The 12,821-nt window shown below is 63.1% G+C and carries 8 protein-coding genes; 4 read left to right on the forward strand and 4 right to left on the reverse strand.

From position 1 onward, the window contains the following. Positions 1-191 precede the first annotated feature (191 nt). Entirely contained in the window at positions 192-1,937 is a 1,746-nt protein-coding gene (ggt, locus tag AC4P1R_RS21425) for a gamma-glutamyltransferase (RefSeq protein ID WP_492178737.1), read from the reverse strand. Positions 1,938-2,498: 561 nt separating this feature from the next. Between ggt and AC4P1R_RS21430 the strand changes: the two genes are divergently transcribed. From AC4P1R_RS21430 to AC4P1R_RS21440, 3 genes are read left to right on the forward strand one after another with little or no spacing between them, the layout of a single operon-like run. Continuing rightward, on the forward strand, positions 2,499-3,584 hold the full coding sequence (locus AC4P1R_RS21430) for a glycosyltransferase (protein ID WP_492178738.1): 1,086 nt from the start codon (positions 2,499-2,501) through the stop codon (positions 3,582-3,584). A gap of 8 nt (positions 3,585-3,592) precedes the next feature. Continuing rightward, the gene (locus AC4P1R_RS21435; RefSeq protein ID WP_492178739.1) at positions 3,593-4,774 is read left to right on the forward strand and encodes a glycosyltransferase; all 1,182 of its coding nucleotides are present in this window, start codon (positions 3,593-3,595) and stop codon (positions 4,772-4,774) included. Then, the gene (locus tag AC4P1R_RS21440) at positions 4,771-6,234 is read left to right on the forward strand and encodes a lipopolysaccharide biosynthesis protein (protein WP_492178740.1); all 1,464 of its coding nucleotides are present in this window, start codon (positions 4,771-4,773) and stop codon (positions 6,232-6,234) included. The genes AC4P1R_RS21435 and AC4P1R_RS21440 overlap by 4 nt, the downstream gene beginning before the upstream one ends. On the opposite strand, the gene AC4P1R_RS21445 is transcribed toward AC4P1R_RS21440, so the two are convergent. From AC4P1R_RS21445 to AC4P1R_RS21455, 3 genes are all read right to left on the reverse strand, one after another. Further along, the gene (locus AC4P1R_RS21445; RefSeq protein ID WP_492178742.1) at positions 6,169-7,512 is read right to left on the reverse strand and encodes a polysaccharide pyruvyl transferase family protein; all 1,344 of its coding nucleotides are present in this window, start codon (positions 7,510-7,512) and stop codon (positions 6,169-6,171) included. The genes AC4P1R_RS21440 and AC4P1R_RS21445 overlap by 66 nt on opposite strands. Before the next feature lie 358 nt (positions 7,513-7,870). Then, positions 7,871-10,981, reverse strand: a complete 3,111-nt coding sequence (locus AC4P1R_RS21450) for an efflux RND transporter permease subunit (RefSeq protein ID WP_492178743.1) — start codon at positions 10,979-10,981, stop codon at positions 7,871-7,873. A 2-nt stretch (positions 10,982-10,983) separates the two neighbouring features. Next, positions 10,984-12,093, reverse strand: coding sequence for an efflux RND transporter periplasmic adaptor subunit (locus AC4P1R_RS21455; protein WP_492178744.1), 1,110 nt, complete (start codon positions 12,091-12,093; stop codon positions 10,984-10,986). A 98-nt stretch (positions 12,094-12,191) separates the two neighbouring features. On the opposite strand from AC4P1R_RS21455, the gene AC4P1R_RS21460 reads away from it, so the two are divergent. Beyond that, entirely contained in the window at positions 12,192-12,779 is a 588-nt protein-coding gene (locus AC4P1R_RS21460; RefSeq protein ID WP_492178746.1) for a TetR/AcrR family transcriptional regulator, read from the forward strand. Positions 12,780-12,821 lie beyond the last annotated feature (42 nt).

Raw genomic sequence — 12,821 nt, forward strand, 5'->3', positions numbered from 1 at the left:
CGCCTTCAAAAGCTCATCCGGAGCACCACGGCTTCGCGCCCGACGATCGGTGGAGAAGAAGGTCACCCCGTGATCACGATCAGGACTTTGCAGCGGGCCGAAGCCCCTGCTTGTCGAAAAAAGCACGCCACATCTAAAAGGTTCCACTGATTGGCCTTTTGCGTCATTGGCGCATACGTGCGTTCGGCTCCTTAATACCCCCTCGCCGCCCCGGCGCCGATGCGGCTGTCGACGGCGCCGTTGTAGCGCGCGCCGCCGCCGGTCTCGATTTCGCTCACGCTGCCTCCACCGACCAGGATGCCCGTCGCCTGCCCCCAGATCTTCCAGTTCTCATCGACCTGAACATTATGACCCATGGTCGAAAGCAGCTTCAGCGAATCGGGCGAAAGAGCATAGGGCTCCATGTACACCTTGTCCGGCAGCCACTGATGATGAATGCGCGGCGCATCGACCGCCTCCTGAATGTTCATGCCGTGATCGATCACGTTGAGGATCGCCTCCAGCGTGATGGTGATGATTCGGGCTCCGCCCGGGCTGCCGATCACCATGAAGGGCTTGCCGTCCTTGGAGATGATGGTCGGGCTCATGGAGGAAAGCGGCGTCTTGCCGGGTGCGATCGCGTTCGCCTCTCCCTGGACGAGACCATAAAGGTTGGGCGCGCCGGGCTTGGCGGTGAAATCGTCCATCTCGTTGTTGAGCAGGATGCCGGTTCCCGGCGCGACGACGCCGGCGCCGAAGGAGCCGTTCAACGTATAGGTGACTGCAACCGCATTGCCCTCGTCGTCGATGATCGAATAATGCGTCGTCTCCTTGCTTTCGGCAAAGTCCGCCGGCGTCAGCGCCTCGGAAATGCCCGCCCTGAAGGGGTCGATCTTCGCCCGGATCTCGCGGGCATAGGCCTTGTCGGTGAGCTTCGCGACCGGGTTCTGGACGAAATCCGGGTCACCGAGCGCCGTATTGCGGTCGACATAGGCGTGGCGCATCGCCTCCACCATTGCATGCACCGTCCCGGCGGAACCATAGCCGAGATAGGTGAGCGGATAGCCCTCGAGAATGTTCAGTATCTCGCAGATGATCACCCCGCCCGAGGAGGGCGGCGGCGAGGAGACGATGTCATAGCCGCGGTAATTGCATTTGACCGGCGCGAGTTCGCGCACCTGATAGCGCTCGAAATCCTGCTTTGAAAGGATGCCGCCCCTTTCCGCGCTCGCCTTGACGATCAAGTGGGCGATCTGCCCCTTGTAGAAGGCGTCCGGCCCATCCTCCGCAATGCTCGCGAGCGAAGCGGCCAGATCGACCTGCACCAGGCGTTCGCCGACGGCGAATGGCTTGCCGTCGGCTTTCAGGAAGATCGCGGCGGCGGCCGGATCCTTTGCCAACCGATTGGCCGCGCGCTCGAACGCGCCGATATCGCCCTGCTCCAGCACGAAGCCCTCGCGCGCAAGCCGGATCGCTGGCGCGACCAGTTCCTTGAGCGGTTGCGAGCCGTAGCGGCTGCGGGCGAATTCGAAGCCTGCGACCGGCCCCGGCACGCCCACGGCAAGATAGCCTTCGGTGCTCAGGCCTTTGACGAGATCGCCCTTGTCGTCGAGATACATGCTCTTGGTCGCGGCAAACGGCGCGCGTTCGCGGAAGTCGAGAAAGGTCGTGCGGCCATCCTTGAAGCGGATCGTCATGAAGCCGCCGCCGCCGATGTTGCCTGCGGTCGGGTAGACGACGGCAAGCGCATAGCCGACGGCGACCGCCGCATCGACCGCATTGCCGCCCTTCTTCAGCACCTCGACGCCGACATCGGAGGCGAGGTGCTGGGCGGTTACCACCATGCCATGCTCGGCCTCGACCGGAGCGGGCGAGGCTGCCCATCCCGGCTGCGGCGGGACCGAACCGAGCGCGAATACCAGCGCAAAGGACAGGCTCTTCCAGGTGAAACTGCGCATGCACACCTCCCAGTTCGCGCGGGCGTCTGCGCCCGGCTCTTCAGATCGTCTCTTCAACCGTGGACTGTAGCACCAAAAAATGCAGTCGCGAAAGCGAGTACTTCACGCTCCGTCTGCCGGCCTTCGGCTCCGCTTCCGCTGGCGATTCGTCGTTGCCCCGTTATCGCCTTGCCTGATTTGGGGCCGGCTTGTCCGCCGCGTCAATGCCTCCATGCGTATCAATCCTTTTGGGCTAATCCGAAAGGAGTACACTCGATTGACTGTCCGGGCCTGCCGTGACACTCTCTTGTGCGGTGCAGCACTGCGGCACCACCCTTTGCTACGGTCACCCGGATCGAGGACTGAGCACATGCGGCTGGATGAACCGGTCTCCGAATATCCCGAGACCCGCGGCCTCCCGGTCGATCGCCTGATGCATTCATTCCAAAATCGCAAGTTGCACCCCCCGCTCGTCGGGCGACCCAACAATTGCCGTCATTGTGGCGTTTGTGCATGTCGCCTCGCTGTCGGGAGGGTGCAAGCGGGCACGGCAAGACGTCTCTATGAAGGAGAAGAAGCGGTATGAATGTTCTGTTTGCCGGCGGCAATGGTTACTATCCCGAATTCAGCGGCGGCGTTCAGTCGAGCACGCACCATCTCGTCCAGCAATTGCGCGACCGCGGCCACCAGGCAGGTGTGCTGGCCGCCCTGTTCGGCGATGGCTTCTTCGGCTTCAAGGCGCGATTGAAGCTCAAGCTGTCCGGCGAGCGCGGCGTCATGGACAGCTTTCCCGGTTATCCGGTCGTTCGCGGCTGGTTTCCCTGGGAGGCGGCAACCGTTGCCGTCAGGAGACTTCAGCCGGATGTGGCGGTCGTGCAGTGTCACAAATCCGTGCCGATCGGCAAGGCGCTCGAGGCGCATGGCGTGCCTCTGGTCGTCTATTTGAGAAATGTCGAGTTCCATGAGCTTGCCGGCGACCTGCGCGAACTGAACTTTGCGCTCTATATCTCAAATTCGGAATTCACCGCCCGGGCCTACAAGCAGAAATTCGGCATTGATTCGGTGGTCATCCCGCCAACGATCAATCCCGAAACCTACAAGACACCGACGACCCGGGACTATGTGACCTTCATCAATCCGTACAAGGAAAAGGGCTTCGAGCTGGCGGTACAGATCGCCGCGAATTGCCCGGACATTCCCTTTCTCTTCGTCGAGAGCTGGAAGCTTTCCGACGACCATCGTGCCGAAATCGAGAAGATCATCACGCCACTCAAGAACGTTCGGCTGGAAAACCGCACCAGCGACATGAAAACCATATATGGTCGCACGAAGATTCTGCTTGCGCCGAGCAAATGGGAGGAGGCCTGGGGTCGGGTCGCCTCCGAAGCCCATTGCAGCGGCATTCCGGTGGTCGGCTCGCGCCGCGGCGGGCTGCCGGAAGCGATCGGCGATGGCGGCATCGTCCTCGATTACGATGCGCCGCTCGACGAATGGACCGGCGCCATCCGTCGTCTCTGGAGCGACGAGACGGAATATCAGCGGCTGTCGAAAGCCGCTTTGGCTTTCGCCGGGCGCCCGCTCATGCAGCCGGCGCGGCAGTTCGCCGCCTTCCTCGAAGTCCTCGAGCGGGCCGCCTTGAGCCGCTCCGCCGAACGCAAGGCTTCCTGAGGCAAGGCATGCGCATCGGTTTTGTAGTCGGGCAATTTCCACAACTGTCGGAAACGTTCGTCATCGGCCAGATGGTCGGCCTTCTCAAGCGCGGTTTCGAGGTCGAGGTCGTCTGCAACGGCATCACGGACTGCCATCTCGCCAATAGCGGCCGGGAGCCCCTGGCGACGCTTCTCGAGCGAACCCGCGACTGGTGGGGCGCGGCGGCGCGCGCGCGGCCCGCGTTGCGGCGCCTGCCGCCGAAGCTCCACGACAAGGTTTCCACCGCCCTTGACCTCACCTCGGTTGCGAGACTGAATGGCTGCGACGCAGTCGTCGCCCATTTCGGCCACAATGGCGCCCGTGCTGCCCGGCTGAAGAAATGGAAACGGCTGACTCCTCCGATCGTCACCATCTTTCACGGCTACGATGTCGGCGTGCCGATGCACGAGGGCGATCTCGACCGCTACAGCGACCTCTTCCGCCACGGCACGCTGAACCTGACGGTGAACGACTTCTTCCGCCGCGCCCTGATCGGGGCCGGCGCCCCGAAGGAGAAGGTCGCGGTCCATCATATGGGCATCGACCTGCACAACATCTCCTATGCCTGGAAGTCCTGGCGCCACGCGTCGCTGCAATTGGTTTCGGTATGCCGGCTCGCCGAGAAGAAGGGTGTGGAATTTGCGCTCCGCGCCCTCGGACGGCTTGCCATCGACGCGCCGAAGCTTGCCTGGCACTATCGCATTATCGGCGACGGTCCCTTGCGCAGGAAGCTCGAAGCGCTCGCCCGCACACTTGGGATCGCCGATCGCGTCTCCTTCCTCGGTAGCCTAGCTCATGAGGACGTCAAGCAATGGCTGAGGCGCTCGCACGCCTTCGTCCTGCCGAGCGTGACCGCCAGCAACGGCGACGTCGAAGGCATCCCGGTGGCGCTGATGGAGGCGATGGCTGCCGGCCTGACGGTGGTCAGCACCGATCACTCCGGTATTCCCGAGCTGGTCGAAGACCAGAAGACGGGCTTTCTCGCTCCTGAAAGGGATTTCGAGACGCTCGCTGACCGGCTCCGCTTCGTCGCCGAGCATCCGGAGCGATGCGAACTGATTGCTCGGCAGGCGCGGCGCAAGGTCGAGGCGGAATTCGACGCGGAGCGTCTCGACGAGGAATTCGCCGGCATCGTCAGCCGCTGCGCCAGAAAGAGACAGGCCGCTTGAACCAGGAAAACCTTCAATTCGGACGCCTCGCCCTGCGCGGTGGCCTGGTGACCGGCGGCGCGCAAGCGGTCCGCATGGCGATCCAGTTCATTTCCGTCGTCGTGCTCGCCCGGCTGCTGGCGCCGGAGGATTTCGGTCTCGTCGCCTCCGTGAGCCCAATCGTCGCCTTCGTCGGACTGTTTCAGAATCTGGGGCTGCAGCAGGCCGTCGTCCAGCGCAAGGAGATCGGCGAGCGCCAACTCAACCAGGTCTTCTGGATCAGCGCCCTCATCGGGTTTGCCTGCACGCTCGTCGTCGTCGCGCTGTCCCCGGCCGTTGCCACCTTCTACGGTGATCCGCGGATGACGGCGATCACCGTTGCCGCCGCCCTGCCGCTGCTTCTCGGCAGCCTTGCGTCCCTGCCACTGGCGCTGATGAACCGGCATCTGAAGTTCGGCCAATTGGCGCTGAACGATGTCTATGCTGCGGTCGTCGGCCTCCTCGTCACCGCCACAGCCGCCTGGCTCGGCATGGGCTATTGGTCGCTGGTGATCGGCCCCGCCGCCTCGGCCGCCATCGCGCTGCTGGCGGCCTGGCTGTCGACCCGCTGGGTACCCGGCCGGCCGGATTTTTGGATCGACCGCGACATTATCTCCTTCGGGGCCAATCTCACCGGCTTCAATCTCGTCAACTTCTTCTCGCGCAATCTCGACAACATTCTGATTGGCAAGTTCGCCGGAGCCGTCGAGCTCGGCTACTACGACCGCGCCTACAAGCTCCTGCTGTTTCCGCTGCAGAACATCACGCAGCCGCTGTCGCGCGTGATGATCCCGCTCATGAGCCGCATCCAGGAAGACAAGGCGCGCTTCCGCGACATCTATCTGCGAACGAACTGGCTGCTGGCGATCGTCACCATGCCCGGTATCGCAGCACTCACCCTGGCGGCCGAACCGACGGTCGGCATCCTCTTCGGCGAAAAGTGGCTGCCGGTCGCGCCGATCTTCGCCTGGCTCGGCATCGCCGGTCTCATGCAGCCGGTTTCGAGCACCACCGGCTGGATCTTCATCTGCCAGGGCGAAACGAAGACTATGTTCCGCTGGGGCATCTATTCGTCGCTGACGACGGTGCTCGCCTTCGCTGTCGGCCTCAAATGGGGGGCGGTCGGTGTCGCCGCCGCCTATGCGGTGAGCGGCTACCTGCTGCGCGTGCCGGTTTTGGCATGGCTTCTGCAGCGCATCGGTCCGGTGTCGGCAGGCGACTTCCTGCTGGTGCAGGGCCTTTTTCTCGGATCGGCGCTCGTCGCCTGGCTCTGTTACGGGCTGCTGCCGGAGGCCCTGACCGGAACCTCCGACATGCTTGCACTCGGCTCAGCCATCGCCCTCAACTACGGGCTAGCGCTGGTCTTTGCGCTCGTCCTACGCCCGCCGCGCCAGGTCCTGCTCGACGTCCTCAGGCGAGGGCTGGGCGCTGTTCGCAGTTGAACCCTCGATCAGCGGGCGGATGAGATCCGCCGCCGACATGGCCGAGGCATGCTCCTCGACAACCGCCTCGAGGCTCACCGCGCGATAGTGATCGAGACTGCCGGCGAAGCGGTCGAGCCTGGCGCTCGCCTCGTCCGGCGTCACCGTGTCGATATCGAGCAGCACGTCGGCAACGCCGATGCGCTTGGCAAGTTCCTTGGTCTTGAACTCGTAGGCGATCGGCAGCACCGGCGTGCCGACGCACAGCGACATGATCATCATGTGCATCCGCGTCGCCACGACGAAATCGAAATCCTTGACGACCGCCATCAATTGTTCGGGCGTATGGAAGGACGCGTCGACCGTCGCGTGACTTGCGATTTCGGGGGCAAGACCGGAGACGATCACCTCTGCCGTCTTCGAATCGTCATGGGCATATTCCGGCACGCCCTGGCAGGTGGAAATGAAGGTGACCTCCTTGCCATGATCGCGCACGAGACGCGTGGCGATCTCGCGAACGGAGTCGATATAGCGGTCCATGCCGCCGGCGCCGTCCTTCACGTAATGCCAGTGCCGCACCGAAATGCCGACGCGGCCGCTCGGCGCCGGGCGGCCGACGATCAGCAGCGCCTTGACCCGCTCAACATCGGCGAGCGCGAAGACGGCATCGGCAATCACATGGCACTTCCCCGGATCGTCGACCAGATCGAGGATGTGCTCGCGCGAACGCTCGTCACGCAGCAGGATCAGTGGGCTCAGCGCGAAAACCGGCTGCAGCATCCGGCGGTTATAGGGCTTTTCGAACGGCCCCAGCGACTGGGTGAAGAAGATCGGCCTTTTGCCGAGCATCTCGCCCACCTTGAATTCGTTGATGCGTCGCTCGAGCGAATAGTTCTCCACGAGATAGGTGCCGCCGGTGGTGATCACCAGATCGGCATCCCTGTAGAGCGCCAGGCTCTTGCGGTCGTCGTCGCTGAAGAAACGCCGGTCGAGATAATTGCCGCTGCCGACATGGCTGAGGGCCTGGAAGACCGCCTGGTTATAGACCTGCTTCAGCGCATTCTTGAGGGTGTTGTCGTCATATTTGTACTTGAAGAAGGATTCCGACGGGAGCTTGCGAAGCTCGATATCCGGATAGTGCTCCTTCGGATAGAGCCTTCTCGCCACTTCCGGCTGGCTATCGAACACCAGGAATTCCACGCCCTCGCCCAACAGCGTCTTCAGGATATGCCTGATCGCGAGCAGGATCGCCGCGTCGCCCGTGTTCAAGCAGACGGTGTTTTCGACTACAACTTTCATGTTTCGTCATCCCCGTGTGAAAAAGGTCCTGCGGACGTGGAAGGTCATGCCGGCCGGCTCGCCCAATACAGGATGCTCCCGCACCGGACGGAAAGTCCCGCGACCGCGGTTCTGTCGCGTAGTTTTGGTGAATTCATGGCCGGAAGGCGTTTGCCGTCCGCCGGAGAGCACACGTTTGGCGGGAGAAACCGTTAGGGAAAGCCGATACCAGTCCCGCTCGGACTGGATCATCCATGGGTGACTCCAGATTGGATGAGCGTATCGGCCTGGCTCGCCCCTGCGATCATCTGCAAACGGCAAAATCGCGTGGCTGGCCCGGCCTCGTGTTCAGGCAAGGCCAGCCAGCCCGCAACGCACGCTACTCGGCAGCCATTGCCAGTCGCACTACCTGTTCCTCCGTCGGATCCTCATGGATTTCATCTGCAGTCGGCTTGATCCGGAACCAGGCGGCATAGAGCGCCGGCAGGAACAGCAGGATCAGCACCGTGCCGACCGCCGTTCCGCCGATCAGCGTATACGCCATCGACCCCCAGAAGACCGAGTGTGTGAGGGGAATGAAGGCCAGCACGGCGGCGAGTGCGGTCAGGATCACGGGCCTCGTGCGTTGCACCGTGGCCTCGATGACGGCGTGATAGGCGTCGAGGCCGGCAGCACGGTTCTCCTTGATCTGTTCGGTCAGGATCAGCGTATTGCGCATCAGGATGCCCGCCAGCCCTATCAGGCCCAGTATGGCGTTGAACCCGAAGGGCTGATTGAAGGTGAGCAACATCGGCACGACGCCGACGAGGCCAAGCGGTGCCGTCAGCATGACCATGGCCATCGTCGAGAAGGATCGCACCTGCAGCATGATGACGATCAGCATCGCGGCGATCATGGCCGGGAAAACCTTGCCCAGCGCGGTATTCGCCTTCGCTGCCTCCTCGATCGATCCACCCAATTCGATGCGATAGCCGGCCGGAAGCGATGCGATCAGCGGCTGAAGGGCAGTCATGATCTGCTTTGAGACCTCCGGAGGCTGGGTCGCTTCATTGATGTCCGAGCGGATCGTGATGACGGGCGTGCGATCGCGGCGCTTCAGGATCGGCTCTTCCAGATGGATCTCCGAATGGCCAATCTGGTCGAGCGGAATCGGGCGCCCGTCGCGGCTCATCAGCGAGAAATCCGCCAGACGCGTCGGATCCAGCCGCTCGCCGCCGGCGCTGCGTGCGACGATCGGAACGTTACGGATGTCCTCGCGCACCTGCGTAACCGGGATGCCGGTGAGGAGGAACTGCAGTTGCTGGGCCGCCTCGGCTGGCGAAAGGCCGATGAGGTTCAATCGCTCCTGATCCGGGATGAAGCGGAGCACGGGCGTGCGATTACCCCAATCGCGGTTGGCCTGCCGCACGTCCGGGACGCCGCGCATGATGTCGAGCGCCTTCTCGGAAATGCTGTACAGTTGAGCGGGATCAGGTCCCATCACCCGAAACTCGACCGGGAACGGCGTGTAGGGTCCGAACACAAGCTGGGTGACGCGTACATAGGCCTCAGGTACGAGCCCCTGCGACACCGCTTCGCGCAGCCGGTGCTTCAAGGCCTCGCGCGCCTCCGCGTCCGGCGTAAGCACGACGATCTTGGCAAAGGCCGGATCAGGCAGTTCCGGCGCCATCGCGAAGAAGAAGCGAGGAGCGCCCTGGCCGACATAGCTCGTGACGAGCTTGGCCTCGGACTGCTCGTCCAGCCACTGTTCGAGCTTCTCGACTGCCGCCGTCGTCGTCTCGATGCTGGCGCCTGCCGGCAGCCGAACCTCCACCAGCACCTCCGGGCGGTCGGACGTCGGGAAGAACTGCTGTTTGATGGCGCCCATGCCGACCACGGAAAGCGCGAAGGCGATGCCAACGACAGCGCAGGTCAGAAACTTGCGGCGCACCGCAAAGGTAATGAGCCGTCGCAGACGCCGGTAGTTCGGCGTGTTGTAAATCGCCTCATGACCGCCCTCGACCGGTTTGATCGCGGGCAGCATCTTGACGCCGAGATAGGGCGTGAACACCACCGCGACGACCCAGGAGACGATGAGGGCGAACCCCACCACCCAGAAGATGTTGCCGGCGTATTCGCCCGCGGTCGATCGCGCGAAGCCCACCGGCAGGAAGCCGGCGATCGTCACGAGTGTTCCCGAGAGCATCGGCGCAGCAGTGTGGCTCCACGCATAGGCCGCCGCCTTGATGCGGCCCATGCCCTCTTCCATTTTCACCACCATCACCTCGATGGCAATGATGGCGTCATCGACGAGAAGGCCGAGTGCCAGGATGAGGGCGCCGAGCGTGATGCGGTCGAAGAACCGACCCGTCTCCAACATAATAAGGAAGACGACCGCAAGCGTCAGCGGGACGGCAGCCGCCACCACGATGCCGACCCGCCAGCCGAGGCTGATGAGGCTCACTATCAGCACCACGCCGAGCGCCATCGCGAACTTCATCATGAATTCGTCGACCGCAGAGGTGATGTTGACGGCCTGGTCGGTTACCTTGTCGATCGTCATCCCGAGCGGCAGTGCCGATGCGATCGCTGCAGTCCTGTCCTCCAGCGCCTTGCCGAGCGCGAGGCCGTCCCAGCCCTCCTGCATCACAGCCGCAAGCATGATGGTCGGCTCACCCTGGCGCCGGATCAGGTAGGTCGGAGGATCCTGATAGCCGCGGCGGACCTCGGCGATGTCGGAGAGCTTCAGCGTCCGCCCGGCAGCCGCAATCGGCGTGTCGGCGATCGCCTGGACACTGTCATAAGCGCCGTCGACCCGAATAAAGACCTGCGGCCCCTTTGTGTCGATCGAGCCCGCCGGTGTAACGGTGTTCTGCCGCTGCAGGGCGGCAACGATATCCTGTGCCGAGACGCCGAGGGTTGCCAGCTTGGCGTAGGAGAACTCGACGAAGATCTGTTCGGGGCGTTCACCGAGGATGTTGATCTTCTTGACGCCGGGCACGTGCAGGAGGTCCTGGCGGATCACCTCGGCCTGTCTGGCCAGCTCACGCATCGGCATGCCCTTTGCCTTTAGCGCATAAAGGGCGAAGCTCACGTCCGAATATTCGTCGTTGACGAAGGGACCGTAGACGCCGGAGGGCAGATTGCGGGCTTCATCCCCGAGCTTCTTGCGGGCCTGGTAGAACTCCTCGTGCACGACGAATGGCGGGGTGCTGTCCTTCAGCGTGACCGTCATATACGCATAGCCCGGCCGTGTGGTCGTCTCCACCCGGTCGTACCAGGTCAGCTCCTGAAGCCGCTTCTCCAGCGGTTCGGCGACGAGGTCCTGCATTTCGCGTGCCGTCGCGCCGGGCCATGCCGTCGTGACGGTCATGGTCTTGATGGTGAAGTTCGGATCCTCCGCCCGTCCAAGCATAACGAAGGCGTAGGCGCCGGCGGCCACCAGCAGGAGGATGAAGAACAGGGTGACGGCGCGTTCGCGAACGGCTATCGCGGAAAGATTGAGGTTCATCTTCAGTTGCCCCCACTTTCGGATGCAGTTCTGACGCTAGCACCTTCCTGTAGGAGATGAGCGCCGAGCGAAACAATCGGATCGCCAGGGTTCAATCCGGAGATCATGGCGGTCTCGCTGGTGACGCGGACAAGTTTGACGGGTCGAAAGCGCACGCTCGAGCTGGCTCTGTCCAAGACCCAAACGCCGGTCTTCTCGCCATCGTCGAGCACGGCTCCGAGCGGCACCTGGACTTCCGGCTGGCTCACCTGGTTTGCAATCCGAATGGTAACCGTGGAGCCGAGCGGCGCTGCCGCGGCCTCGCCATCGAGGACGTAGCGGGCCTCGTAGGTACGCGTCTGGGGATCGGCGTAGTCCGATAACTGCCGCAGATGTGCCGTGTAGCGACGCTCATCGCCTCCATACAGGCTGGCCTCGGCCTTAGAGCCGAGCGCCGGCCGGAGCGTCTCGGGAAGTGCGATGACGGCCTCGCGGGGACCGGCGTGGGCAAGTCTAACCACCGGCTGACCGGCGGCGACAACCTGCCCCGGCTCGCCGAGCGTTTCGACCACCGTTCCATCCGCATCCGCCGCCAGGACAGAATAGGTCGCCTCGTTCTCTGCAACCCTTGCTTCCGCTTCGGCGGCGGCGAGCCGCGCCAAGGCGGTATCGAGCGCTGCCTTGGCCTGCTCGTAACGCTGCGGCGTTGCCGCCAGTCCATTCTTTACGAGAACAGCATAGCGCTCCTCGTCGGCACGCGCCTGGACCAGGACAGCGCGTGCTGCAGCGACAGCGTTGCGCCTGGCGGTGAGCGCAAGCTGTAGATCGGTCTCATCGATCCTCAGAAGCGCCTGCCCGGCCGTCACCTGTTCACCGATGTCCACGAGGCGCTGGGTGATCTTGCCCGGCACCCGGAAACCAAGATTGCTCACAACTCGCGCGGCGATCGTACCTGTGAAGGCTCGCTCGGCTCGTTCGGGTCTCGTCGCTTCCACGACCCTTACAAGTGACGATGCGATGCGGGGATCCGCAACCTCTGCGTCTCGTGCAGGCGTTTCGAAAACGAACGCATACGCCGCGCCCCCGGCTGCAGCCACGAGGCCGATCGCTGTGAAAATGAATTTGCGCTTCATGCCAGATGCCCCTTGTTGACAGGCGTCGCCATAATTAGATTGCAATCTAAATCTAAAAGCGCTATAGATGTCAACTGAAATCTAATTGGAGGTGGATCATGAGAGTTAGCCGCGCCCAGGCGGAGGCAAATCGCGAAGCCGTCATCAACGCAGCGAGCCGGCTTTTTCGAGAGCGCGGCTTCGACGGCATCGGGCTCAAGGATCTGATGAAGGGGGCCGGCCTGACCCAGGGCGGGTTCTACAAGCAGTTCGAATCCAAGGAAGATCTTGCGGCACAGGCATCGAGGCGGGCGATGGAGCACGCGACACGCAGATGGTCGGCCGTTGCCGCCGAAAGTCCTGATCCCCTCAAGGCCGTTATCGAGCTCTACCTGTCGACGGGACATCGCGAAGAGAAGAGCGACGGTTGTCCGTTGGTGGCGCTTGGCGCTGACGCGGCGCGTCAAAGCGAGGAGGTGCGCGCTTCATTCCAGGACGGAATTCAAGCTCATCTTGAAATCCTCGACGAATTGATGCCGGCGGCGGAAGGTCCAGAGGCCCGTGGCAAAGCCATGGCAATGCTGTCGCTCATGGTCGGTGCTGTAACGATCTCGCGTATCCTGAATGATGAAGAGATGTCGGAGCGGTTTCTCAACGTAGCGGCCGACGAAGTTCGGCGGATCGCCGCCTCCGCCGGGAAAGCATGAGATTCCCGCGATCTCCTCGCGGAGGTCATAACTGTAGCCGCC

This window comes from Sinorhizobium sp. Y406, from assembly GCF_058732025.1.

What these genes read in the sequence shown, in the direction of transcription:
- AC4P1R_RS21445 (WP_492178742.1), bottom strand. Translation starts at nt 7,512, where the DNA reads ATGAAAGTTGTAGTCGAAAACACCGTCTGCTTGAACACGGGCGACGCG.
- ggt (WP_492178737.1), bottom strand. Translation starts at nt 1,937, where the DNA reads ATGCGCAGTTTCACCTGGAAGAGCCTGTCCTTTGCGCTGGTATTCGCG.
- AC4P1R_RS21430 (WP_492178738.1), top strand. Translation starts at nt 2,499, where the DNA reads ATGAATGTTCTGTTTGCCGGCGGCAATGGTTACTATCCCGAATTCAGC.
- AC4P1R_RS21455 (WP_492178744.1), bottom strand. Translation starts at nt 12,093, where the DNA reads ATGAAGCGCAAATTCATTTTCACAGCGATCGGCCTCGTGGCTGCAGCC.
- AC4P1R_RS21450 (WP_492178743.1), bottom strand. Translation starts at nt 10,981, where the DNA reads ATGAACCTCAATCTTTCCGCGATAGCCGTTCGCGAACGCGCCGTCACC.
- AC4P1R_RS21435 (WP_492178739.1), top strand. Translation starts at nt 3,593, where the DNA reads ATGCGCATCGGTTTTGTAGTCGGGCAATTTCCACAACTGTCGGAAACG.
- AC4P1R_RS21460 (WP_492178746.1), top strand. Translation starts at nt 12,192, where the DNA reads ATGAGAGTTAGCCGCGCCCAGGCGGAGGCAAATCGCGAAGCCGTCATC.